The 24,891-nt window shown below is 46.0% G+C and carries 25 protein-coding genes; 9 read left to right on the forward strand and 16 right to left on the reverse strand.

Annotated features, from left to right (window positions below):
* Window positions 1-32 precede the first annotated feature (32 nt).
* The gene (locus tag BFR57_RS03990) at window positions 33-632 is read right to left on the reverse strand and encodes a pseudouridine synthase (protein ID WP_071462737.1); all 600 of its coding nucleotides are present in this window, start codon (window positions 630-632) and stop codon (window positions 33-35) included.
* 84 nt (window positions 633-716) lie between these two features.
* Between BFR57_RS03990 and BFR57_RS03995 the strand changes: the two genes are divergently transcribed.
* Both BFR57_RS03995 and BFR57_RS04000 read left to right on the forward strand, forming a co-directional pair.
* The gene (locus BFR57_RS03995; protein ID WP_143441040.1) at window positions 717-1,508 is read left to right on the forward strand and encodes a hypothetical protein; all 792 of its coding nucleotides are present in this window, start codon (window positions 717-719) and stop codon (window positions 1,506-1,508) included.
* A 10-nt stretch (window positions 1,509-1,518) separates the two neighbouring features.
* Window positions 1,519-2,373 carry a glucosaminidase domain-containing protein gene (locus BFR57_RS04000; RefSeq protein ID WP_071462739.1) on the forward strand — a complete coding sequence of 285 codons (855 nt, stop codon included), beginning with the start codon at window positions 1,519-1,521 and terminating at the stop codon, window positions 2,371-2,373.
* On the opposite strand, the gene ttcA is transcribed toward BFR57_RS04000, so the two are convergent.
* The 11 genes from ttcA to BFR57_RS04055 all read right to left on the reverse strand — a co-directional run bounded on the left by ttcA (window position 2,370) and on the right by BFR57_RS04055 (window position 13,144).
* A complete protein-coding gene (ttcA, locus tag BFR57_RS04005) occupies window positions 2,370-3,290 on the reverse strand; it encodes a tRNA 2-thiocytidine(32) synthetase TtcA (RefSeq protein ID WP_071462793.1) in 921 nt (306 codons plus the stop codon). The two genes, BFR57_RS04000 and ttcA, sit on opposite strands and share 4 nt — an antisense overlap.
* Window positions 3,291-3,354: 64 nt before the next feature.
* Window positions 3,355-4,281: a universal stress protein UspE gene (gene uspE, locus BFR57_RS04010; RefSeq protein WP_071462740.1), complete on the reverse strand. Its 927-nt coding sequence runs from the start codon at window positions 4,279-4,281 to the stop codon at window positions 3,355-3,357.
* Between the two features lie 78 nt (window positions 4,282-4,359).
* A complete protein-coding gene (locus tag BFR57_RS04015) occupies window positions 4,360-5,022 on the reverse strand; it encodes a sulfite exporter TauE/SafE family protein (protein WP_071462741.1) in 663 nt (220 codons plus the stop codon).
* Window positions 5,006-5,188: a cbb3-type cytochrome oxidase assembly protein CcoS gene (gene ccoS, locus BFR57_RS04020; protein WP_071462742.1), complete on the reverse strand. Its 183-nt coding sequence runs from the start codon at window positions 5,186-5,188 to the stop codon at window positions 5,006-5,008. Before ccoS ends, BFR57_RS04015 begins: the two co-directional genes overlap by 17 nt.
* On the reverse strand, window positions 5,185-7,584 hold the full coding sequence (locus tag BFR57_RS04025; RefSeq protein ID WP_071462743.1) for a heavy metal translocating P-type ATPase metal-binding domain-containing protein: 2,400 nt from the start codon (window positions 7,582-7,584) through the stop codon (window positions 5,185-5,187). The genes ccoS and BFR57_RS04025 overlap by 4 nt, the downstream gene beginning before the upstream one ends.
* Entirely contained in the window at window positions 7,574-8,071 is a 498-nt protein-coding gene (locus tag BFR57_RS04030) for a FixH family protein (RefSeq protein ID WP_071462744.1), read from the reverse strand. Before BFR57_RS04030 ends, BFR57_RS04025 begins: the two co-directional genes overlap by 11 nt.
* 58 nt (window positions 8,072-8,129) lie before the next feature.
* Window positions 8,130-9,083, reverse strand: a complete 954-nt coding sequence (gene ccoP, locus BFR57_RS04035; RefSeq protein WP_071462745.1) for a cytochrome-c oxidase, cbb3-type subunit III — start codon at window positions 9,081-9,083, stop codon at window positions 8,130-8,132.
* Window positions 9,076-9,282, reverse strand: coding sequence for a CcoQ/FixQ family Cbb3-type cytochrome c oxidase assembly chaperone (locus BFR57_RS04040; protein ID WP_006955761.1), 207 nt, complete (start codon window positions 9,280-9,282; stop codon window positions 9,076-9,078). The genes ccoP and BFR57_RS04040 overlap by 8 nt, the downstream gene beginning before the upstream one ends.
* Window positions 9,279-9,902 carry a cytochrome-c oxidase, cbb3-type subunit II gene (ccoO, locus tag BFR57_RS04045; protein WP_006955760.1) on the reverse strand — a complete coding sequence of 208 codons (624 nt, stop codon included), beginning with the start codon at window positions 9,900-9,902 and terminating at the stop codon, window positions 9,279-9,281. Before ccoO ends, BFR57_RS04040 begins: the two co-directional genes overlap by 4 nt.
* 11 nt (window positions 9,903-9,913) lie before the next feature.
* Window positions 9,914-11,350, reverse strand: coding sequence for a cytochrome-c oxidase, cbb3-type subunit I (gene ccoN, locus BFR57_RS04050; RefSeq protein ID WP_071462746.1), 1,437 nt, complete (start codon window positions 11,348-11,350; stop codon window positions 9,914-9,916).
* Between the two features lie 153 nt (window positions 11,351-11,503).
* Window positions 11,504-13,144 carry a methyl-accepting chemotaxis protein gene (locus tag BFR57_RS04055; RefSeq protein WP_071462747.1) on the reverse strand — a complete coding sequence of 547 codons (1,641 nt, stop codon included), beginning with the start codon at window positions 13,142-13,144 and terminating at the stop codon, window positions 11,504-11,506.
* Window positions 13,145-13,279: 135 nt separating this feature from the next.
* Between BFR57_RS04055 and BFR57_RS04060 the strand changes: the two genes are divergently transcribed.
* A complete protein-coding gene (locus tag BFR57_RS04060) occupies window positions 13,280-13,789 on the forward strand; it encodes a fasciclin domain-containing protein (protein WP_083405026.1) in 510 nt (169 codons plus the stop codon).
* A 101-nt stretch (window positions 13,790-13,890) separates the two neighbouring features.
* A complete protein-coding gene (locus tag BFR57_RS04065; RefSeq protein ID WP_071462748.1) occupies window positions 13,891-14,406 on the forward strand; it encodes a hypothetical protein in 516 nt (171 codons plus the stop codon).
* Here the strand turns inward: BFR57_RS04065 and BFR57_RS04070 are convergent.
* Together BFR57_RS04070 and BFR57_RS04075 are read right to left on the reverse strand one after the other, a co-directional pair.
* The gene (locus tag BFR57_RS04070) at window positions 14,377-17,469 is read right to left on the reverse strand and encodes an efflux RND transporter permease subunit (protein WP_071462749.1); all 3,093 of its coding nucleotides are present in this window, start codon (window positions 17,467-17,469) and stop codon (window positions 14,377-14,379) included. The two genes, BFR57_RS04065 and BFR57_RS04070, sit on opposite strands and share 30 nt — an antisense overlap.
* Entirely contained in the window at window positions 17,462-18,535 is a 1,074-nt protein-coding gene (locus BFR57_RS04075; protein ID WP_071462750.1) for an efflux RND transporter periplasmic adaptor subunit, read from the reverse strand. The genes BFR57_RS04070 and BFR57_RS04075 overlap by 8 nt, the downstream gene beginning before the upstream one ends.
* Window positions 18,536-18,624: 89 nt before the next feature.
* Here BFR57_RS04075 and BFR57_RS04080 point away from each other — a divergent pair, with 89 nt between their 5' ends.
* Entirely contained in the window at window positions 18,625-18,816 is a 192-nt protein-coding gene (locus BFR57_RS04080; protein WP_071462751.1) for a CPXCG motif-containing cysteine-rich protein, read from the forward strand.
* A gap of 2 nt (window positions 18,817-18,818) precedes the next feature.
* Here the strand turns inward: BFR57_RS04080 and BFR57_RS04085 are convergent, their stop codons facing one another.
* Window positions 18,819-19,382, reverse strand: coding sequence for an FMN-dependent NADH-azoreductase (locus BFR57_RS04085; RefSeq protein ID WP_071462752.1), 564 nt, complete (start codon window positions 19,380-19,382; stop codon window positions 18,819-18,821).
* A 99-nt stretch (window positions 19,383-19,481) separates the two neighbouring features.
* On the opposite strand from BFR57_RS04085, the gene BFR57_RS04090 reads away from it, so the two are divergent.
* Window positions 19,482-20,396 (forward strand): LysR family transcriptional regulator, encoded by a 915-nt coding sequence (locus BFR57_RS04090; RefSeq protein WP_071462753.1) that lies wholly within the window; start codon window positions 19,482-19,484, stop codon window positions 20,394-20,396.
* Between the two features lie 182 nt (window positions 20,397-20,578).
* Here the strand turns inward: BFR57_RS04090 and BFR57_RS04095 are convergent, their stop codons facing one another.
* A complete protein-coding gene (locus BFR57_RS04095; RefSeq protein WP_071462754.1) occupies window positions 20,579-21,574 on the reverse strand; it encodes a putative sulfate exporter family transporter in 996 nt (331 codons plus the stop codon).
* A gap of 95 nt (window positions 21,575-21,669) precedes the next feature.
* Between BFR57_RS04095 and BFR57_RS04100 the strand changes: the two genes are divergently transcribed.
* The 3 genes from BFR57_RS04100 to BFR57_RS04110 all read left to right on the forward strand — a co-directional run bounded on the left by BFR57_RS04100 (window position 21,670) and on the right by BFR57_RS04110 (window position 24,379).
* The gene (locus BFR57_RS04100; RefSeq protein ID WP_071462755.1) at window positions 21,670-22,527 is read left to right on the forward strand and encodes a LysR family transcriptional regulator; all 858 of its coding nucleotides are present in this window, start codon (window positions 21,670-21,672) and stop codon (window positions 22,525-22,527) included.
* 617 nt (window positions 22,528-23,144) lie between these two features.
* The gene (locus BFR57_RS04105) at window positions 23,145-23,969 is read left to right on the forward strand and encodes a hypothetical protein (protein ID WP_071462756.1); all 825 of its coding nucleotides are present in this window, start codon (window positions 23,145-23,147) and stop codon (window positions 23,967-23,969) included.
* Window positions 23,966-24,379 carry a hypothetical protein gene (locus BFR57_RS04110; RefSeq protein ID WP_071462757.1) on the forward strand — a complete coding sequence of 138 codons (414 nt, stop codon included), beginning with the start codon at window positions 23,966-23,968 and terminating at the stop codon, window positions 24,377-24,379. The genes BFR57_RS04105 and BFR57_RS04110 overlap by 4 nt, the downstream gene beginning before the upstream one ends.
* Window positions 24,380-24,891 lie beyond the last annotated feature (512 nt).

Here is a 24,891-nt window from a genome sequence, read left to right on the forward strand (position 1 = left end):
TCTGTTACTACACGGAACGCTGGTGGCAGAGTTTACCACACTGGAGGTTCTTCGCGCCATTCTCCAGGCTGTAATCCCGCCAACTTAAATGGGCCAATTTGAGCGCGGATTAATCGGAGCGTAGGTAATCCTACGTGAGCTGTCATACGGCGAACCTGACGATTTTTACCTTCGGTAATTGATAGGCTTATCCATGAATCTGGAACTGTCTTACGCTCTCGCACCGGCGGGTTGCGCGGCCACAAACCTGTAGGCTCGTCAATAGCAAAAACTTGTGCCCGCTTGGTAAGTCCATCGTTTAATTCACAACCATTACGCAATGCATTTAATTGCGCTTCATCGGGAACACCCTCAACTTGCACCCAGTAAGTCTTAGCAACCTTATATTTCGGGTTAGCAAGCCGTGCCTGATAGACACCGTCATTTGTCAGCAACATTAAGCCTTCGCTATCTTTATCAAGGCGACCAGCAGGATAAACATTCGAGTGTGGTACGAAGTCCTTTAAGGTCACGTCGTCAGGCTCGCCGGAAAACTGGCTGAGTACACCATAAGGTTTATTCAGTAAAACCAGTTTCGGATTTACCGGACGAGGACGTCGCGGACTGCGCTTACGTCGAGGTTGATTGCCCATAAATTTCCTCAGCTACAGAATCGATGGTAAAATCGATGAATGGTGTCAATTATATCAAATGTTTAGAGCTTAATGGGGTCGAAATTGCAGCAAAATGAATCAAAAGAACAAATGATTGTAGGCGGCGATTTAGCGGAAGCGTTAAAGGGAAATTACCGTGTTCACGTGGTGCAGTGGGTTAAAGAAGCGTTTGCTATTACCGGACGTCATTTTTGGCCGTTGGTCACTGCGATGATCAGCTTCCTGGCTTTGCTTCTGGTTATTGTCACAATTATCCAAATGGTGATGCCCATGTCGGTCCTCTCATCACCAGAGGCTGTTAACAACATGACGCCCATACAAAGTTTAGGTTTGGCATTATTCAGTACGGCGATTGCTGCGCCGTTATTCGGCGGCATCATACTGATGGGGATACGTCACAGTATCGATATACCGACCAAGGGGTTGCATATTTTCAAGGGGTTTGAGTCCGTGACAGCGCTCATTGCTACAGGGGTTATCACCACTTTGATCTCGCAACTATTTGTCTGGTTGGCAGCAAGTATTTCGCCTCTAGTAGGTTATGTAGTCGTACTCTACACGTCAGCCATTTTCTGTTTAGCACTACCTCTGGTCGTTGAGCGGCGCATATCGCCTTTGAACGCAATCTACTACTCGATCCGTATTACGCATTATCATTTACCATTTTTTATTGGCCTTACATTTGTTTTTTATATCGTATTTATCATGGGTCTCATTACATATGGCTTATTGCTTTTTGTTCTGATCCCTTATTTAGTGAACTTATTAGGTTTAGTTTATCGCCAAATCGTCGGTGTTAGTGTGCGTTTGCAACCACCTTCACAATCAAACCAATCCGACGACTGGACTGCTTAAAGGAGCTCGAATGCGAAAAAAATTATTCATCATTTTCTTTATTTTGGTATGTATTGCCGCGTTGTTATTACCGTTTTTCAGTAAATATGAGAAGCCAGCAGGCGAAAGGGATGTCGCAAGTCATGGTTTACCACCGGTGCCTACATTGGAACCGCGTACTGAAATTCCTAATTTTGACGAATTCAACGACGTAAAAGAGAAAAAGAAGGAATTTTTTCGCTATCTACTACCTATTATTGAGGCAGAAAACCTACGTATTTTGCACGAACGGCAACAGCTATTTGCTATCGAAAGTGCATACAGTCGAGGGTTTGAAAACGAGCAAGATAAAAAACAACTTGCGCGTCTTGTAGACTATTACGAAGTTGACCCAACGCTCGATAGTGCACAGCAATTTGAGGTACTTAAGCGTCGCATTGATATCATTCCGACCATGATGGTTTTGGTACAAGCGGCGAACGAGTCAGCCTGGGGCACCTCTAGATTTGCGCAAGAGGGGCTGAACTTATTTGGCCAATGGTGCTATCGCGAAGGCTGCGGTTTGGTTCCCGAGCAACGACCTGACGGCATGAACCATGAAGTGGCGAAGTTCGACCACGTCGCGCAATCTGTCCGGAGTTATATGCGTAATATTAATACTCATAACCCATACCTCGAACTGCGCCAAATTCGTGAAGTTATGCGTGAACGTGATGAGCAAGTGCGGGCGATTCCGTTACTCAGTGGCTTGCACAGTTATTCCGAGCGCGGACAAGAGTATATTGATGAGCTTAAAGCTATGATTCGAGTCAATCGACCTATCGTCGATGCGATCATCGAGCAAGATGATGCGGCAACGGAAGCGTCCACTGCCGCTGCTAATTAGGCGATCTGTGTAATTTGGATAGCTGACGCAATTGGCTCGTCGTCATCTTCAGGCTTAAAGGATTGATTAAAAGAAGGCGCATCGAACGCGGTGTCGCCTTCTTTCGTTTCTATACCGGTGGCTTTGACCGCATCAAAGTTAAATAACTCATTATCCACCAAATGAGAAGGCGTGACGTTTTGCATCGCTGTAAAGATACTCTCGATACGTCCTGGGAATTGACGATCCCATTGATTCAACATCGTTTTGATATTTTTGCGTTGAAGGTTTTCCTGTGAACCACATAAGTTACATGGAATTATCGGGAACTTCATTGCCTCGGAGTAACGTGCAATGTCTTTTTCACGGCAAAACGCCAACGGACGGATTACCACATGCTCACCATTGTCACTCACTAATTTAGGCGGCATTGATTTAAGTTTACCGCCGTGAAACATGTTTAAAAAGAGTGTTTCTATCATGTCGTCGCGATGGTGACCCAAGGCAATTTTTGTCGCGCCAAGCCGTTTTGCTGTTTTATACAAAATACCGCGGCGCAAACGGGAACACAAAGAACAAGTGGTCTTACCCTCAGGAATCTTGTCTTTAACGATGCTGTAGGTATCTTCTTCAACGATTTCGTAATTGACACCGATGCTATCGAGGTAATTAGGTAACACATGCTCAGGGAAACCGGGTTGCTTTTGGTCTAGGTTGACCGCAACAATATCGAAATGAATGGGTGCGACACGTTTCAGGTACATTAAGGTATCAAGTAGGGTGTAACTATCTTTGCCGCCTGACAGACAGACCATGATCTTATCGTTATGCTCGATCATCGAAAACTGTTGAATCGCCTTTCCGGTCTCTCTGCGGATGCGCTTTTGCAGTTTGTTAAAGCCGTACTGTTTCTTCGCTTCAGTGCGCTCCGTTTGCATACCCATTCATGCCTATATTAGTGTCGCCCAAAAATAGGGCGCGATTATAGCGAACCACTGTTTATTATGCTACTGGCGATTTAAAGTCCGCTGGCTTAATAGCAAGGACATCGCAGTTAAGACGTTCAAGCACATGTTCAGCGGTATTGCCCAACAAAGCAGCTGAAAAACCTGTTCGACCCTTTGTGCCTAGTACCACCAGTTCTGCATCGAGTCGTTTGGCTAAGTCGGGAATAACTTGCTCGGGTAGACCTTGTTCAACGTGTTGTTGCGAGCTCGGAATGCGGTGTTTGCGGGCAAAATTGGCCATAGCGTTTTTGTGATGCCGTTCTAACTCATCGCTGTATTGGGTAACGTCAAACTCTGGAATCTCAACCGCAACGTTAATAGGTGCGGTTGGGTAGGCATTGACTAAATGCAAACTGGCATTAAGCACTTGCGTAATCGCTTGTGCTGTATCAACCACGCGGTCATTCAGCGTTTTGTGTTCCTGTTCCTCAGAGCCACTATGAATAGCCGCTAATACTTGCCCATGCTGTGGCCAAGCATGTTCCTTGACCAGTAAAACGGGGCAGGGGGCTTTACGTAATAAGTGCCAGTCTGTAGGAGTAAACAAAAGGTTTTGAAAGCTAGGCTGGACTTGTGTTGCTTTTACTAGTAAGTCGGCTTCAAGCTTTTGCACATGCTCAATGATCGCCTCAAATGGACGGTTATGCCAGACCACAGTGATATCGATATCGACACCTTCGGTATCAAAACCTTCAAGTAAATCTGCCACCCAAGCTCGACGATCGGCAATTAAATTGGTGCGCATGGTATCGCGTTCATCACGCGACAACATTGTTGTCATTTCGTAAGAGAAATCATAAATAGAGAGGAATAGGCTGATTTTTGCTTGTGTTAAGCGCGCGATATGTAACGAGCGATTAATCGCCTTGTGTTCTTCATCTGCGGGGTCAACCACGACGAGAATCCGTTTGAACCGTTCCATGTTATTCTCCCACATGCATAATCAATGATTGATACCATCAATTTAGCGTAATAATGGGTGCTATACCAGTGATCAGCGTCAACCTTGTAGCAACGCTTTGATTACGACTAAAAGCGACCATAGGCCGTAGATTAGCATCATTATGCCTAAGGCTGTTCTAACCCCCTGGCTTCTAAATAATTGAGCAACATGCTGACTAATTAGCCCAAGACCGACCATCGCGGGAAATGTGCCTAAAGCAAATAAAGCCATATATCCAGCACCACTGACGGCACCACCCGAGACCGCAGCGTAACTTAGAGCACTGTAAACTAGACCGCAAGGCAGCCAGCCCCAGAACATCCCCGCAAGATAGGCGGGTATCAGCCCCTGCTGACCACGCAGTTTAACGGCCAACGGTTGTAGTTTGCGCCACAAGGGACGTCCCAATGATTCGAGTTTAACCAGCAACGGCCACCATCCAGTCAAGTATAAGCCGAGCAATATCATCATAATGGCGGCAAAAACCCGAAGGATAGGGGTGGTGTAGGGCGTGTCGGGCGCGAGTAGTGCCACTGCACCGCCCATAATAGCCCCTAACAAGGCATAAGATGTCAGTCGACCGAAGTTATAGACTAATACTGTGAGACGGTTTTGATTTACACCCATTGCCGCTGCTAAGCCGCCACACATCGCAAGACAATGTCCGGCCCCGGCAAGCCCCATTAAAAGCGGTGTAAACCAATTAATTTGATCGGTCATGAGTCGATTTTGTTTGCTCTTTTTCGTCGTCGTCATCCATCAGAATATTCATTCCCTGACGTTCTATATCCTCGAATTGATTTGAGCGAACTGCCCAAAAAAAGACAACGACAGCTAAGATGACGAATAAAATGGCGACCGGTATTAATGCGTAAATTACACTCATAAACGATACAACCTCAATGAATTAGCTACAACGACCAAGGAGCTCAACGACATGCCTAAAGCGGCGGCCCAAGGTGCAACTAGCCCAAGCGCTGCAATAGGAAGAATCGACAGATTATACCCGGCAGCCCAAATAAAATTCTCGCGCATAATGACTCGGGTTTTACGCGCTGTTTCGATAACGTCCAATACGCGTGCGAGTTGGTCATTCAGCAACACCACGTCGGCTGCCGTCTGCGCCATATCGGAGGCATGCGCGAACGTCATGGAGAGATCGGCTTGCGCTAAAACTGGGCTATCATTAATGCCGTCGCCGATCATCCAAACCGTACGCCGTTGTTGCTGTAGGTGTTTGATGGTGTCGACCTTGTCGGCAGGCGACTGTTCACTCAATACCTCATCAACACCTAGCACTTGAGCTAACTTTTGCGCGCGAGCTTCACTGTCACCCGTTAACATGATAGTGCGGATGCCTTGTTGTTTTAACGCAGAAATGACCTGATGGCTATCCTCACGTACTTGATCATCAACTTGGAATTCTGCCAACACAGCTTGACGCGATGCTAAAATAACATTGCTGTGCGGCTTCGCTCGCCAATTCGGATGCCAAGTCTGAATAAATTCAACGCGTCCTAATCGGTACTCTGTGCCCTGAATGACGGCCGCGATACCTTGACCTGGATGGTTACTGATCTCATCTGGTTGTCTCGGCTGTTCGCTTAAATGAGCCAACGCTGCGGCGATAGGATGCTCAGAGCGTTGCTCTAAACCGCTCACAATGGCGTTAGTTTCGTCGACATCGCTGAAATCTTCGCGTGAAATAAGTTTAAACTGCCCGAAGGTCAACGTACCTGTTTTATCAAATACCACGGTGTCGAGTTGTTTGACACTTTCAAGTAGCTGCGCGCCTTTAACAAGCACGTTCATGCGGTTAAGTCGATGTACAGCCCCCGTAATCGATGTAGGTGCAGCCAATGACAGGGCGCATGGGCAGGTGGCTACCAGGACTGCCAAGGTCACCCAGAGGGCATGCTCTGGGTCAATCCATGACCAGACTAAAAATGTACCAGCAGCAATAACCAGTAACGTCATGACAAAATACTGCGCGATATGATCAATCGCTTTCTGTACTTTGGGTTTGTCGGCTAAAGCGGCATCTTGCATAGCAACGATACCAGCCAGCACGGTTTGTTGTGCAGTGGCTGTAACTTTAATTCTAAGGGTCGCGCTTTGATTAACCGCACCTGCAACAATGCCGTCACCGGTTGCTTTGGTGACTGGCCGACTTTCTCCTGTTAGCAAGCTTTCATCGACAGCGGCCTTATCACTTAATAGTATGCCGTCAGCTGGAATAGTCTCGCCCGGTTTGACGACAATGATGTCATTCACCTTAAGCTGTTTGGCTGCAATATCTTCTAAGCCATCCTCATACTCACGGTGTGCCAAGTTGGGCATATAGGTCAGTCGGTTGGTGGAAAATTTGAGAGCCTTCTCTTTGGCTAGCAACTCTAAAAAGCGACCCGTCAGCAAAAAGAAGGTAAACATCGAAATGGATTCAAAGTAGACTTCACCACGTCCGATGATGACTGCATATACGCTCGCAATGTACGCTCCGATAAGCGCGATGCTGACCGGAACGTCCATGTTAACGCTACCGGCCTGAATACTTTTAAGGGCGCTTTTATAAAAGGGCTGGCCACTGTATAAGATCACGGGCGTTGCAAACACTAAACTGACAACCCACAAATAGTGTTGCGTTGTTGGATCAAGATCAGAGACCACGCCAAAGTAAAGTGCAAATGCAATCATCATCACTTGCATGGTGGCTAAGCCAGCCACTCCCAAGCGCTTAATAAATCCTTTGCGGCGGGCGTTGATGTTGGCTTCTATTTGGTTCTGCTGAAAGGGCAATGCTTGATAACCGATACGGGCGAGGCGGGCAATGATGTCGCTTAACTTAACGGCTTGACTGTCCCACTCGATGTGAAGACGTTGGTTACTGACGTTGACTACCGACTTAATCATTCCTGGAGTCTTTGCAAGTTCTCGTTCGATGAGCCATGCGCACGCACCACAAGTGATATTATTTACGGTAAGCGTAGTTTGTTTACTGCTGTTGCCAAGACTTCTAACAAAGTCTGACTGAACGTCGGGGTTATCATAAACATCGAGCTCTTTAAGCTGCTCGGGTAATAACGGTGTTTGCTGAGGTTTATCTAAATCACGGTGCTTATAATACGCTGTTAAACCATGTTCAATGATGGTTTCAGCCACTGCTTGGCAACCTGCACAGCATACCGCTTTGTCCTCGCCTTGAAATGCAACCGATAGCTCAATGCCATGAGGGATCGGTTGCAAGCAGTGAAAGCAAATACCGTCTTCAACTTCAGACGCCATAGAGGTTGGGCTCCAACAACGTGGCTTTTTCTAAAGGAAAATAAAACTGTTCGCTGACTTTCCAATCAGCACTGTGTGGTGTCACAGTGATGGTGTATTTACCCGAGATGTCGGCAGGTATGTCGGTTCGATAGACGCCATCGGCTCCGACCGTCACTTGGCGCTGGAAATCGTTCGCAGCTTGAGTCGCATGCACAAACTTAATCGTCAGCGCTGTTAATTCTTTTGGCTGACCCGATGCGTATTGAATGGTGAACTTTCCGTCATGTGCTGTCACATTAAATGAGATACCTAATTGCTTGGCTTTCTCAACATGCTCGATGACCGCATTAATGGTTTTGCCGCGCTTATAGTAGTCATCAACTACCATTGAAAAACCACCTTGGGATGCAGAGAGATAAATAATCGTCGCACACACGCACATAACAGTGACGGGTAGGGCGATTAGAAACCAAGGCCAGAACTGCTTATACCAGGGTTTCTGCATAATAATGATCCTCTTTTACAAAAAACCCCGCCGTAGCGGGGCTTTAAACCAGATTTACTTACTCGTCGTGAGACAAGCTGTAAATGTACGCTGAGACTACGTGTATTTTATCCTCTCCGAGAATATCTTTCCACGCTGGCATCACGCCATTACGTCCGTAGTGTAAAGTTTCTTCGATAGTCGCAATAGAACCACCGTATAACCAAACGTTGTCGGTCAAATTCGGCGCACCTAACTGCTGGTTACCCTTACCATTTGGACCATGACATGCTGAACATACTGCAAAGTTCTTTTTACCTGCAGCGACAAGCTCAGGGTCACGCTCACGGCCGCTTAGGCTCGCAACATAGTTTGCCAGTTCAGTAATCTCTTGGTCACTGAACTGTTCACCCCATGCAGGCATGTTGCCTTGACGGCCGTTAAGCAAGGTAGTCTTGATGTCGTGCGGAGTACCGCCATATAACCAGTCATCATCAGTCAGGTTAGGGAAGCCACGTCCGCCCATTGCGTTAGAACCGTGACACTGCGAGCAGTTTTGCAGGAACAAACGTTGACCAACCTCTAGCGCGTCTTCATTTTTGATTAGCTCTGGGATTGGCGTTTTCGCATAGGCTTCGAAAATTGGACCAAACTCTTCCTCTGCGTCACGCACTTCGCGGTCGTACTGCACAATAGAACCGTCATTTTGTGACGCTTTCATGGCTGCGCGCGACTCCGCGAGTGACTGTACATCTTGGTTCGAGCTCTTCCAGCCTAGTAAACCGTCGAATTTACCGAGACCTGGGTAGAGGGCCAGGTAAACAAAGCCCCAAGCAAAACACGCCCAGAACAAGTAGGTCCACCATTTAGGTAGTGGGTTATTGACTTCAACGATGCCATCGAACTCATGGTCCATCTCCTGGCCTTCATCGATGTCCGTATAGTTTTTCATGTTCCAACGCAATAGCCAGATGAGGACAAACAACAACCCCAACGTTAGAACAATGATCCATGCACTCCAGAAGTTACTCATCTTTCTTGGACTCCGGTTTCTCGCTATTTTCGTTAGATGAGGACTCCGACTCATTCTCGTCAAAGATTGAGTTCGCTGCCTCATCAAATTGTTTGTTGGCGCGGCGGCTCAGGTAAACCCAAAGTACAATGGCAATAAAAATTACCAAAATCACGATGGAGAAGAGTCCCCGCCAAGTGCCGTAATCTTCGTAACTCATTCGTTATCCGCGCGTTTCAGAGCGGTCCCGAGTGATTGAAGATAGGCAATAAGCGCTTGCATCTCAGTCTTACCTTGAACAGCTTCTTTTGCGCCAGCGATATCTTCATCCGTATAAGGAACGCCTAATGTACGAAGTGCTTCCATTTTCTTAGCTGTGTAGGCACCATCTAATGTGTTTTCAGCTAACCAAGGGAAGGCAGGCATATTTGACTCAGGCACAACGTTACGTGGATTCATCAAGTGCACATAGTGCCAATCATCACTGTAACGACCACCTACACGAGCCAAGTCAGGTCCAGTACGCTTTGAGCCCCACAAGAAAGGGTGGTCCCAAACACTTTCACCTGCCAGTGAATAGTGACCGTAACGTTCGGTTTCTGCACGGAACGGACGAATCATCTGGCTGTGACAGTTAGAGCAACCTTCACGCATGTAAATATCGCGACCCTCTAACTGAAGTGCGGTGTATGGTTTCAAACCTTTAACCGGCTCTTGAACTTGGCTTTGGAATAACAGTGGGGTGATCTCTACAAGACCACCAATCGACACTGCGATAATCATCAAAACAGACAACCAGCCAAGGTTCTTTTCTACAAACTCATGTTTTACACGACTCATTGTTATCTCCCTTAGGCTGTTTGTACGACGTTACCTGCGGCAGTCTCGCGACGACCTGCACGGATGGTTTGATAACAGTTGTAAGCCATTAGCAGCATACCTGTGATAATAAACAAACCACCGATAAAGCGGCCCGTCCAGAACGGGTATGAAGCCTGCACACTTTCAACAAAGCTATAGGTCAAGGTGCCGTCAGCGTTAGTTGCACGCCACATCAAGCCTTGCATTACACCTGAAATCCACATGGAAACGATGTAGAAAACTACGCCGATCGTGTGTAGCCAGAAGTGCACGTTGACCAGCTTGATGCTGTGAATTTGCTTCTGGTTAAACAGACGCGGCACGAGGAAGTACATTGAACCGATAGTAATCATCGCAACCCAACCCAAGGCACCTGAGTGAACGTGACCAATGGTCCAGTCCGTGTAGTGCGAAAGGGCGTTTACGGACTTGATCGCCATCATTGGGCCTTCGAAAGTCGACATACCGTAGAACGACAGCGAAACAATCAAGAAGCGCAAGATTGGATCCGTACGCAGTTTATGCCATGCGCCAGACAGAGTCATAATACCGTTGATCATGCCGCCCCAAGAAGGTACGAACAAGATAACAGACATCACCATACCCACTGACTGAGTCCAATCTGGAAGCGCAGTGTAGTGAAGGTGGTGAGGGCCTGCCCAAATATAAAGTGAGATAAGGGCCCAGAAGTGAACGACCGATAAGCGGTACGAGTAAACAGGGCGCTCAGCTTGTTTAGGTACGAAGTAATACATCATACCCAAGAAGCCTGCTGTGAGCAGGAAGCCTACCGCATTGTGTCCATACCACCACTGAATCATGGCATCGACCGCACCCGAGTAGATTGAGTACGACTTAACGAAATTGACCGGAATCGCCATGCTATTAACAATATGCAGCATCGCAATAACCACGATAAAGCCACCGTAGAACCAGTTTGCAACATAGATGTGCGAGGTTTTACGAATCGCCAACGTGCCGAAGAATACGATTGCGTAAGCAATCCATACTACAGCAATCAGGATATCGATTGGCCACTCAAGCTCAGCATACTCTTTTGTAGTGCTCAAGCCCATTGGCAAGGTGATCACGGCCGCCACAATAACGGCTTGCCATCCCCAGAACGTGAACGTTGCTAAGCGGTCCGAGAACAGCTTGGTTTTACATGTCTTTTGAACAACGTAGTAAGAGGTAGCAAACAATGCACTGGTACCAAAAGCAAAGATAACGGCATTGGTGTGAAGTGGACGGAGACGCGAGTAGGTGAGCCAAGGCGTATTAAAGTTCAGCTCAGGCCACACAAGTTGTGCAGCAATAAGCACGCCCAAGCCCATGCCGACGATACCCCAAATAATGGTCATGACAGTAAACTGCCGAACGACCTTCATATTATATTCGATCGGTTGGTTTTGAAGTGTTTCACTCATCTTGATATTCCGCGGTGATTGAGTTCAGGAAAAAGACGACTTTTACCCGCTTACTTATAAAAGTCAGCTCCCTTGTAAAAGTGCCAATAGTTTACACCTTACGGCTATAAACGTACAGAGGACATATTAACAATATCCCCATAAACTAAAAGGCTATTTTATTCGAAACCGCCTTATCATTTGACTCAAATCAACGCTGTTTTTAATCAGCGAATCGGACACTTGTTTAACCTGTTCACTGGCGTCTTTTGTATCGTAAGTCAGTGAGCTGATAGAGGTGATATTCTCGCTAATGTCTTGCGTCACACGGCTCTGCTCATCGGTCGCCGAGGCAATTTGTACATTCATACCTGAAATATTTGCAACGGCTTCTTGGATTTGGCTTATCGCTTGCTCGGCTTCAATCGTCTCGCTGCGAGTTTGCTCAGAGTCTGACTCTGCTTCGCGTATAATATTCGTTACATCAGTAATGGCGCGCTGGATATTATCCACAATTCCACCGATTTCATCAGTCGATTTTTGCGTCTTGGTTGCTAACTGTCTTACCTCGTCAGCAACCACAGCAAAACCTCGTCCAGCTTCACCCGCACGCGCCGCTTCAATGGCCGCGTTAAGTGCGAGCAAGTTGGTTTGCTCTGCGATGGCGATAATGACGTTTAGAATATCGCCAATTTCTTTTGAACCTTCGGTCAGGGTCTTGGCATGCTGATTGGCTTGATTCAAGCGCTGAGTAAGGGTATCGATATTTTTAACTGCACTCCGCACGGTTGTAGCTGAGCGACCTGATTGCTCGTCGGCAACATTGGCAGACTCTGCTGCTTCACGTGCATGTTGCGCCACTTCTCCCGCGGATGATGTGAGCTCATTAACTGCTGTTGCTACGGCCTCTGTTTGTTGATTTAACCGTGTAGTCTGTGAGGCGCTTGTTTCGCACAGCGCGGCGAGTTGCTCAGCAGCCGCTTGTTCAGCGTCAACCGAATCTTGCACGTTGGTCACTAGCTGTTGGATTTTATGAACAAAGGTATTGAATGACTCAGCTACTCGCGTCAATTCGTCGTTACCCTCGGTTTCAAGTCGTTTGGTGAGATCACCATCGCCCTCAGAAATGTTTTCCATCGCGTGATTAATGGTTTTGAGAGGACGCACGATGCTGCGAATAATTAATACAAAGAGAATCAATAGGGGGACTGATAGAAAGACCGCCAGTAGCGCTAATTTAAAAAACTGAGCCCAGAGCAAATCAGCAATATTATCGACGTATTGTCCGGTACCGATGATTAAGTTCCATGGCTGAAACACTTGCACTCGACTGATCTTATCAACCAAATTATCTTTATCGGCACCTTTTTGCCAAATATACTCAACTGTTGCGCGGTCTTGATTTTTTACCCCATCCACCATCTGTTGAAATAGCCGCGTACCATTGGGATCTTTGTAATCAAGTACATTTGTATCAACAAGTTGCTTAGCAAACGGATGTTGCACCATGTTACCGCTACGGTCGATAGTGAAAATATATTCTTGTCCCTCGTAGCGGATTTCATCAAGACGGGCAAACGCGCGTTGTTTGGCTTCAACTTCAGACAGTTCACCTTGTTTTTGAAGACGATGATAATAGCTAACGACACTTACCGCGGAGTCTAATACGGCATCCAGTTTATTTTTTTCCTCATCAATAAACACACCACGCAGAATAAACATCATAAAGGCAACCATCAGCGCGGTACCTATTGCTGCGATGCCGAGTAGGGCAATGAGTCGTTGAACGATCGAGTAGCGATTGAGTATAGCCATGTTTGCTCCAATGCAGATAACGCTTCCTAAATAGGTTTATCGGCAAAATTACAGAATATTTACAGTTTTATTTTTAATCGAAATCAAACACGCCGTCGTATTATTCGATGCCCTAATTATTCGAGGAGGCATATTATGTTTCGTAAATTCATGTTTGCAGTAGTAGGCGGTGTACTCGCATTTTCATCAACCCAAGCGTTGGCCGATCATCATGGTGGTAAAAAAGAGATGAAAGGTGATTGGGATATTGTACAAATTGCATCTAAAGATCCGCAGTTCTCAACCCTAGTCACGGCGATTAAAGAAGCCGGTTTAGTGGGCACGTTGAAAGGTGACGGTCCATTTACTGTTTTCGCGCCGACTAATGATGCGTTTGCGGAGCTTCCAGACGGCGCACTTGATGAATTGCTTAAAGACAAAGATAAGTTGCGTGCGGTACTCACTTATCACGTAGTGCCTGGCAACATTATGAGCGCAGATATCAAAGGTAAAACCACCGACGTAGAAACTGTCGAAGGGTCTACCCTTGCTGTTGATGCCACTGATGGCGTAATGATTAATGATGCGATGGTCATTAAAGCGGATATCAAAGCCAAAAACGGCGTGATCCACGTAATTGATGCCGTGTTAATGCCTGGCCAATAAGTTTAGATTTGACCCCCTAGAAAAAAAGCGGCAATGATATTGCCGCTTTTTTTATGTCCGCTATGCTATGCTCGTTTAATTAAAATGAAAATGAGATAACTATGCTGAAAGCTGCACACGTATCCCTTCTAATAAGCACCTTACTCTTATCACCTTTAGCTTCGGCAGATGTTGTATCAAGCGATAATACTGGCTTTCATGTCAAACAAACGCATCGCTATGAAGACGACGCGACAAATGCGTATCGAGTATTTGTCGATGACATAGATAGCTGGTGGCCCGTTGATCACACTTGGTTTGGTGCCGACGGCACGTTGACGATTGAGCCAATCGCCGGTGGCTGTTTTTGCGAGATAGCAGGGGATAGACAAGCACAACATATGACCATTGCCTATGTCGATCCCGGCCGTGTACTCCGTCTAACCGGAGGCTTAGGTCCGCTGCAAGGCTTGGGGTTAAACGGTACGATGACGCTAACCTTCAGTGAAAGTGAGTTAACGCTGGAGTATATCGTGAGCGGATACCCCAGCGTTGATCTTACCCAACTTGCGCCGGTTGTAGACAAGGTCTTGTCGCTACAAATGAGCTCATTTACTGAGTTTACTTCGCAAGAATAGTGCCGTTAATGCCGGTAACGTCGTTACTGTAACGATGGCTGCGCCCATTAAGCCAAACATCACGATGGTGCCGACTCCGCGATAAAGCTCGGTACCTTCGCCTGGGATGAATACTAACGGTGCGATACCGCATAAGGTAGTCACTGTCGTTATGGCAATCGGGCGGATACGACTTTTCAATGCGCCGCTCAACGCTTCTTGAACCGAACACGCTTGTTGATGTTTTAAATAAAGCGTGCGCTCAACAACGAGTATGGGATTATTGATCACGGTACCCATGAGAATTAGGAAACCCAGCATCGTGATCATGTCGAAAGGTTGCTGAAATAAGCCAATTCCATTAAGCAGGGCTAATCCAGCGATACCTGCACTGATGCCCATGGGAATCGTCGTCATGATCAGTAACGGATGTCCCCAGTGAGCAAAAATGGCCACCATGAGTAAATAAACAATAGCCACCGCTAACAGATAATTCTCCATCAAAGCGGCTTGTGTCTCAGCAAGCTGGTCCGCTGCACCTGACAATTGTGTAGTCATGTCGTTAGGTATGACTCCTTGTTCACGCAAATAGCCAATAACATCGTTGCGAACTTGCTCGACACCTTGCTCCAAGGCAACCGATTCAGGTGGAATGATATTTAAAGTGACAGTGCGACGACTATCGACGCGCCTTACAGTGCTCGTATCCACCGTCTCCACAATATCGGCAACGGATGACAAAAATACTGGCCGCCCATCGCGTTGAATGACTGGCAGGCTATCGAGATCCGACGGTTTTACTGACGTTGCCTGATCACTGAATAGATACATATCAATTTTGTCATCTCCCCGAAAGAACTCACCCACAAACGCTCCATCCGAGAGGGAAGCCACAGCACTGCCAAGCACCTCAGCACTGATATCCAATTCGCTCAAGCGGTCCCAGTCAGGCTTTACCTCAATAAGTGGTTGCGCCAAGGTTAATGCATTGGGTGTTGTTTGAATTCGGGGTTGCTCAAACACCACCTGACTGCGTTGATAAATTGCGCGCGCAGCCGCGTACAAAGGTGCAAGCTCGTTGCCCGAGACATCGACATTGATGCTCCGCGTGCCACCATCATTACTACTGATAATCGAACCTTTCGCAGCAAACGCGCGCATGCCAGGGTAACGTTCATAGACTTCAGTGATGCGCGCCATGAGCTCATTGATGCGGTCGGGATCACGAGTTTCTGCAATAATACGCATATTGGTCGGCTGCACACTGTAGGAAATTGTTTTAAGTGCGGGGATAGTAAGCCCGCTCCGTTTGACTTCAGTGTTTTCTGTGACCAATGCAGGGTCAAAAATAGCGCGGATCTCTTTAGCGATATTCGACATGGTAGATAGGTTGTAACCCGGTGGCGCTGACATCGTCGCGAAAGTCTTAGCTTCTTCACCTTCCGGCAGATATTCAGCGGGGGGCATTAACCACCACCAAATACCAACAACAACGACCGTAGTAATTCCCACTGTGGTTAGACTGCGGCCTCGGTGCTTATATAGCTTTTCAGCACGTGAAGTGATGGCATCTGCCCAATCCATATTTTGCTTTTTAAGTGGTGGAGGAAACTGAGCGGCTAGTAGTGGAACCAGTGTGACGGAAAGGATCATCGACGCGACGATTGCTGATGAAATCGCTATTGCGACATCAGAATACAACTGTCCGGCTTCCTGTTGAATAAATAGAATGGGCAAAAAGACCAACACCGTTGTCAGTGTCGATGTGAGTACTGCCGTCCAAACCTGCTTGACGCCATCAATGGCCGCCTGCATGGGTTTTTTATTTTGCCGCCGCTCGTGCTCAATACTCTCAAGTACCACGATCGCATTATCGAGCGTCATTCCAAGTGCAAAAGCGATACCTGCAAGTGAGATTACATTAATCGTGCGATCAAGGAGCAGTAAACCAATAAACCCTGCCAGGGTACAAATCGGAATACCAATCACCGCCATTATGGTGCCACGGAAGGTTCGCATGAACGCGTACATGACTATTGTGGCGAACACCGCACCGATCAACAGGTTCACTAATACATTTGAGATTGACTGTTCGACATACCGTACATCATCGGAATTTAAGATAATCTCCATACCCGCAGGACGCAGTAATTCTTGATTAATACGCTCCACCTCTTCAAGCATGGCGTATTTAATATCGATAACATTACTACCGCTTTCGCGTTGGACTTGCAGACTCAGCACTTGATTGTCTTTAAACCAAGACTCGCTGCGCAGTTCAAAGTGGGAGAGGGTAATTGATGCAACATCGCTCAACCGTACTAATTGCTGGCCATTACGACGAATAATGGTATCGCCGATATCCTCTAATGCATCGTAGCGCCCCGTTGTGCGGAGCAGATATAAACGTTTACCTTGCTCTAAATCGCCGGCAGACGTGTCCTGATTCCGAGCGCGTAACACGCGCTGAACGTCAGCGACCGAAACGTTATGTTGAACCAGTGCTGCATCATCAAGCTGAATTCTCACTTGTCGTTCAGCACCGCCGCTTACTTCAACTTGAGAGACGCCGGCAACGGACGACATGCGCGGTCTTACATTGTCTTCGATGTAATCCCGCATCATTATCATGTTCAGTTGCTGAGGATTTCCCTCAACAGGTGCCACTCGGAAGTACATGAACGCATTACTCGAGAATGAGGCGGCAAAAATCTTAGGTTCATCGACACTCTCTGGATAATTTGGTACTTGAGTTAACGCATTGTTAACCAGTATTAATGTTTCGGCAACATTAACAGAGTACGGAAAATCCAATTCGATGGTTGCTTGCCCTGTACTCGCCGTGCTTTCCATGCGCTGTAAGTTCGGAATCGTTCTTAAAAACTCTTCCTGCTCGATGAGGATTTCCTTTTCAATATCTTGCGGTGTTGCTCCTGGCCACTGTGTCTGAACACTGATGGTTCTGACTTCAAGATCGGGGATCATCTGGATTGGAATGCGAAACGCTGCCGTGATACCAAGTAGACAAAGGATCAGGACTGCAACGATGGTCGTGTGCTTATGTCGGATGAGCCATTCAATCATATTGATCACCCGATACGATGGTTACTTTATCCCCATCATTCAACGATTCATTTCCACGCACAATAACCTGCGCAGTTTCAGGTAAACGTTCTTTAATGGCTATAAAGTCGCCAAAACGGTAGGTAACGTTAACAAACTGCTGCTTTGCGAGCGTTTGATTACCTTCGCTCTCAACCAGCCAAATCGATGTCCGTCCGTCACTGTAGCGTATCAGCGCATCCTTATTTATTACCGTGCTTGGCTCTGACAGCTTTACTTCAAATTGAACATCAACGGGCATGCCCACATAGAGCCTATCAGCTGCGAATTCACTGATGCGTACTCTAAAAGCGCGTTCGCTATTGGTCGTTGTCGGTACAATATCTGAAATTGTCGCATCATATTGCTGTATATCACCGGAAAGATCTTTGCGGATGACCGATACCTCAGTCGTTCTATCAACATAGGGCAGGTAACGGAAGGGTAAAAAGGCATCGATGTACAGTTTATCCAAGCGGGTCAACTCAAAAGCAGCGGTGCCAGGCGTTACCCACTCACCCAAATCTATGTAGCGTGCTGATACAATGCCATCAAACGGTGCTTTTAACGAATGAAACTCAAGTTCGACTTGTGCACGCTGCAACGCCGCCTTACGGCTTTCTAGTTCGGCGCGTGCCATGTTGAGCGCTGCACGAGCGCGCCTAAGCTCACTTTTTGCCACGGATTGACTTTCGGTGAGTGCGTTCAGTTCATCAAACTGTTGTTGTTGATCATCCAACGTCGTTTGGCTTGCGCGCACTTGCGCACTCAACTCATTCAACTGTGCTTCGCTTTGTTGTTTATCGAGTTCCGCGATGGTGTCACCCTGAGCCACTTTGGCGCCGACGTCAACGTTGTGGGCTTTAAGTAAGCCTTCCACAGCAAAGCTCAGCTGGCTTTGTTCGAGCGTATTGACCACCGAAGGTACACGCACTTCTTTTATCGGTGCACGAAAGTGAGCCTCATCAACGGTAACTTGCGTATCTTGTGCTACAGTCAATGAAGGCGTCACCAGAAGTGATGCCAGTAGTAAAGTGTAGGATTTCATGACAGCCTGCGGTCGTTATTGAGTTTACTTGTATACGCGAATAACGACGCGGTTGGATTTTAATCATTGCCGTGTACTGGAGTGTAGCGATGAGTTTAGCTGAAGCAAGAACGTTTGAATGCCCATATTGTATGGCCATTAATGAACTCGAATTAGATTGGATTAATGATTTAGGCACACGCCAAATCGTCGACTGCCAGATTTGCTGTCAGCCGATAGAATTAGAGATCTTACAAATAGGGGACGACGCGCAACTGATTGCGCGCCGCGATGACGAATAAGTTTATAACTGTTCGATTTGCTCGGCTGCGTTTTTGAACCCTTGTTCGCGTGCTTCATCACCCATGTTCATGCCTTCAGCACGTACGACCTCGACATCCGTGATGCCAATAAAGGCGAGGGCGTGTTTTAGATAGCTTTCTTGATGATCAAGCGCAGTTAAATCGCCCGTTGAATAAACACCGCCGCGACCTGAGGCAATAATCGCTTTTTTGCCCTTAAGCAGCCCTTCAGGACCTTGTTCAGTATATTGGAAAGTAATGCCAGCTTGCAAAATACGGTCGATCCAAGCTTTTAACTGTGATGGGATAGTAAAGTTGTACATAGGTGCACCAATCACGAGTACATCAGCTTCTTGTAACTGGCTTACGTACTTGTCGAAATGCGGTTTTTCTTCAGCCAACAACTCTTCTGCTGTTAGATGACCAACAGGATTTTGAATAAGATCGACATGCGTGACTTGTGCGCTCTCATTATTGGCTTTTAGCTGTGCTACAACATCCGCACTCAGCTTACGGCTGACTGATTGCTCGACGAAAATACCAGAATCTACGTGTAAAATGTTCATAAACCACCTCCAATTATTTGATACTGCTATTGTATGGTGTTCCATAAAATTAAAAAGATGTCTAAAATGAGAACTCTCGTCCCATAATTGGTACACTCTATGGCGCTTCCGGATATCACTAACTATTATTTATTCGCCAAAGTGGTTGAGGCTGGCAGTATTTCATCTGCAGCTCGGGCGTTAAGCTTGCCCAAAGCCACGGTGAGCCGGCGATTACAACAGCTCGAAACAGAGCAGGGCATGCGTTTGTTTAACCGGTCTCAGTCGGGGGTGCGGCTCACCGATGTAGGCGAAGCTTTTTTATTACATTGCCAGCAACTGGTCGAAGCCGCAGAAAGTGCACAGCAAGTTACCCAGCGCTTATTAGAAAAGCCACGCGGTCGAGTCAATTTCAGTGCGCCTTATGCATTAAGCCAAAGTTTACTTGTGGATGTATTGCCCGAGTTTATGACACTGTATCCAGAAATAAACATTAATTTAGTAGTAACTAATCGCCCGATTAACTTAATTGATGAAGGCATCGATGTTGCTTTACGGGTGCGTCCAAATATTGAGGACTCGAGTTTAATTGCACGTCCATTGAGCGAATCGCCACTGACATTATTTACCGCACCGGCATTACTAGAACAACACCCAATAAACGAGCCTAGCGACTTATTAGCGCTGAATCATTTGTCTTTACATTACACCAGCGGTCAGTACCGTTATTTATTGACCCACGAAAAAGGCGAGCAGCAAACCATTAAATTTGAGCCACGCCTAATTACCGACGATATGATTGTTTTGCGTGAATCGGCTATCAAGGCACAAGGTGTGACCGCATTACCAACTTATTTATGTAATGAAGCCGTACAAAACCAACAATTAGTGCAAGTGTTACCCGAATGGACATTGCCAGTGGGCATTATGCATCTCACGTATCCACACCGGCGCGGATTACTGCCAGCGGTACGCGTGTTGATAGATTATCTCACCGAAAACTTACCCAAACGCGCCGAGTTATTTAATTACTGACAGACATACGCAGGGCAGCGCTCACGTAAAAATGTGTAGGTCACACGTATCATTGTCATTAAAAAAGCCCCCGCAAAGACCACGAAGGCCAGTTTCCAAATAACACGTTGTCGACTTTGCTATTGGTATGGCTACCGCTGTCAAATAGAAAAGACGTTAATATTTCTATCCATCATGCGATGTCATCCAAATGCTGCGAGTCCAAATCCTAAAACAAGCAACAGCACAAATAATATAGCCGCTAAACCAAACGCTTGAAGCCCCCCTTGTTTGATTACACTAAAGTGAGTAAGTATACCTAAAGCGGCCATAGCCACACATAGCAAATACATTGCCACGCTCGATAAAATATCGATGAATGATGACGGTAATATTTCAAGCGAATTAATCACAATGACGCCGATGAATAAAAATGCGAACCAAGGAACCGTGATTCGTTTCTCAACAGTAGATACGTTCGAACCTTGAAAACGGTACTTTGTCCAGATAGCAACAATCAGTAGTACTGGAACCAGTAATACGACGCGAAACATCTTTTCTAAAACAGCAATATGCGCTGCTGATTCACTTATTGCATCTCCTGCAACAACCACTTGAGCGACCTCATGGATGGATACGCCAGCCCAGAGACCATATTGGTGATGCGTCAAGGGTACTAATTCCAACAATATCGGAAGCATAAGCATTGATAATGTGCCAAAGACGACCACTGTGCTAATGGCTGTCAGAACTTTGTGCGGCTTTGCATTAATGATCGGTTCGAATGCGGCGACAGCTGCCGCACCACAAATAGCACTCCCAGCTGCAACCAATATGGATTGCTCAGTATCTAAACCAAACAGCCGTCTTCCCAGCCACACACCTACGGATAGAATCGTTGCTACCATGATAACCGCACTGAGTACACCATATAATCCAATATCTGCAAACGCTTGAAACGTAATATTGAAGCCGTATAAGACGATCGCGGTTCGCAAGACAGTGCCTTTTGCTACGTTCAATCCAGACGCTAACCGAAATTTCCAACCGTTGGGTAAAGCGTGGCTTATCACTATGCCTAACGCAATACTTATTAGAAGCGGAGATACCGTTTCTAAAAATGAAATTTGATGCTTTCCCCATAATACAATGGCGGCTATACCCATTGATGCGACTAGCCCGGGAATTATATTTTTCATGTGATCCTCATCATTATCTTTTCCTAGTATTAAAACTATATCTCAATTAATATTGAATAAAACAAATTATAAATCGATAAAGATAAGTATTATTTATGATTAATTTGAGGCAACTATACATTTTTTCAGTGGTCGCAGAGTCGAATAGTCTCGCGGCAGCCAGTGAGCTGTTGAATATGACGGCTGCTGCCGTTTCGTTAAGTCTAAAGGGGTTAGAACAACAACTTAATACCCGTCTACTTCAACGCGCGCCTGGCAGAAAGAGTACAGACAAAACTATCTTGTTGACAGCAGAAGGAATCTGGTTGAAGCAAAGAGCGCAAGACATCTTAGCGCTTGAAAAAAGCACTCAAATGTATTTTAAGCAACGACAGGAATCTGAGCCGACAGCGCTGAACATTGGCGCGAGTCAGACTGTTGGAAATTATTGGCTGCCCGGTTATATTCGGGACATCAAACAACGCTATCCATGCTGCCAAGTCAACGTTTTTATCGGTAACACTGATGAGGCTTTAGATCGTGTGCAAACATTTCGTGACGATATTGCCCTAGTAGAAGGCCCAAATCATCATAGTGCATTGAAGAGCCGATGCTTTAAAAAAGATAGTCTCATGCTTATCGCGCCACCTGACAACGACTTTGAGTCACTACAAACCGCGCCTTGGTTGATCCGGGAACGAGGCTCAGCAACGCGAAAATATACCGAACAACTATGGGCAGAATTAGCCATCGAACCAAAAGACGTGACACAATTAAATACCAATGAAAGCATCATTCATTCTGTAGCATCAGGTGTCGGTATCGCTTATGTTCCTCGAATCACGACACCTCTTCTATTGGATGCAGCTCTGATAAAAGAGATACCTATAAATAATAATTGTTATCGCTCCTTGTTTATTGTGAAACATAAGGAGCGGGACTCCGAGTTGGCTTGGATCGACGGACTAGTTTAGTCTCGTAATTACAACAAATCTAATTATAGGTATTCTGAATAACTGCATTATGGAAGTAGGGCGTTTCAATCGCTATATTGGTTTCTCATTATTTAACTGGTAAAAAGTCAGCCTTATGGCATTGGCTTAACCGTCCCTAGCATGCCTGTGGCTTCTGTTGGCGAGGAGATGCAGGCTCGGTTTCAGCCTTATACAGTCTATGAAGTCAAAAAAATGACCCAGTGACACACTGTTTAGCAGATAGATAACGCCTGGTACAAAACCAAATGACAGGGTGTGCAAAAAAATCACAATGACACGTGCGAACTGCAAATGTGAGCACTTCACCTTGCTCTTATGCTGATATACCTAATATTTAACATAATATACATTATACGCAATCATGATTTAGCGTGGATTTAACACCAGCATTTAAACTTAAAAAAGCGTGTGTTTAGGCAAAAAAAGAAATGGATTAGCGACGTCCACCAGAGAAACTGGTTAGCGAAAATAGAAAACCCCCGCAGGTTCGGCAAAACCTCGGGGGCACGGTCACCTAGAAACCTTTATGTAGAACTCGCAGGTGACGTATTTAATGTACTACAAAAACGTTACCTGCTCCAGAAATGGAGCGGATTATGTTTTCAGAATCTATCGCTGATTCTAAGGCGGAATCGGCAGTTAGAGAACCTGAGCGAAGCGGTGGTTCTCTTCCTTGTCTTAATAAGAACAACTCAATCGAGAGTTTGCCTTCTAACGTCAAAAAGCAGGTTTTTGCGTTGAGTCTAAACACCGAATATTTCATCGATACTTTTGGTATTAATTCGGTTGGCTTTTTAACGTTAACCTTTAAGGAGCCTATCGATAAACCTAAAGAAGCTAACCGCCGCTTTAACTCGTTTTCTTCTAATTTCTTGCGCAAACATACAGTCTCATGGATAAAGGTTCAGGAGCGCCATTTGTCGGGTCGCATTCACTTTCATTTGCTTATTGCTGTTGATTCAGACATTCGCTCAGGCTTTGATTTTGACGCTGTTAGGAAGCGTAACTACTCTTCTGCTCCTGCTGAACTAAAAAGACTCTGGAAGCTTTTTAGGGAGAATTGCCCTAAGTATGGTTTCGGGCGTCATCAATTAGAGCCTGTTCGGTCAACTGCCGAGGGCATGGCGAAGTATCTTTCTAAATACTTAACCAAAGACATGGGAAAACGTTATCCCAACGATAAAGGAGCCCGGCTAGTTTCCTATGGTAAGTGCTCTAGAATCGCTAGTAGTCGCTTTTCTTGGGTTTCTGATGGTGCAAGGTTATTTAGAATGAAACTCGCTCTATTTGTTCATTCAGTAGCTAATGATTTAGGTTTAGAACCAAGCTTTGAGAGCATGAAATCAGCTTTAGGCGATAAGTGGATGAGAAACCACAGGCACCAGATTATCGGCATTGATTTGGCAGGTACTGACTCATGATTGAATTTAGAGACTTCCGAACCCTGCTCGTTCACGTTTACGCCTTTAATTACAAAGAAGCAGCAAGCGATTTGGGTGTAACTACCAAAACCATTCATCGTTGGTATGAGAATAATAAAGCCCCTACCCATGTGGTTAAGTATTTAATGATAGTAGCGCGTGGTTATCTGCCTGACCGAGAGCCGTATATACGATGGTATATAAAAGGTGATTATATTCACACACCCTACGGTCGTTTTTTAGCTGCGGAGCTTGAGTTTTTAAACCATTACAAATGGTCAGCGAGGCGTTACGCAGATATAGCCAGAAATCGAAGAGAGCGAATGCCTGACATAGAAAAAAGGCTTAAGGGTTTAATCGATGAAGCTTCCTCCATGTTATCTATGATCAGAAATTCAAAGGTTGGTTAGCGGTAAGCAGGCAGACAAGCGGAAGCTGGCTGTCGGATTAGCGCTAACAAATTAGGTAAGTGACAAAGTGTCAAGCTATAACCAATGGTTATGACTCTAGTTTAGGACTTTTAGCGCCTGCTATCGCCTTACTGGGGGTTATTAGGGGGCTTTGCCCCCTAATGGGTGACAAAATGACACGCATAATTAAACTCATTGATTCTAGGCTTCAGTGCGACCCCGATACGGTAAAAAGCCTTGTACCACGCCCTGCTAGACAAAAAATCCCGATATGATAGTCTTGATTCGACCGTGTGTCGTAACATATCTACTTATCCTTAAGTGCCTGATTTTAATATACATTATACGCAATCATGATTTAGCGTGGATTTAACACCAGCATTTAAACTTAAAAAAGCGTGTGTTTAGGCAAAAAAAGAAATGGATTAGCGACGTCCACCAGAGAAACTGGTTAGCGAAAATAGAAAACCCCCGCAGGTTCGGCAAAACCTCGGGGGCACGGTCACCTAGAA

The organism is Idiomarina sp. MD25a (assembly GCF_001870515.1).
Taxonomy (GTDB): domain Bacteria; phylum Pseudomonadota; class Gammaproteobacteria; order Enterobacterales; family Alteromonadaceae; genus Idiomarina.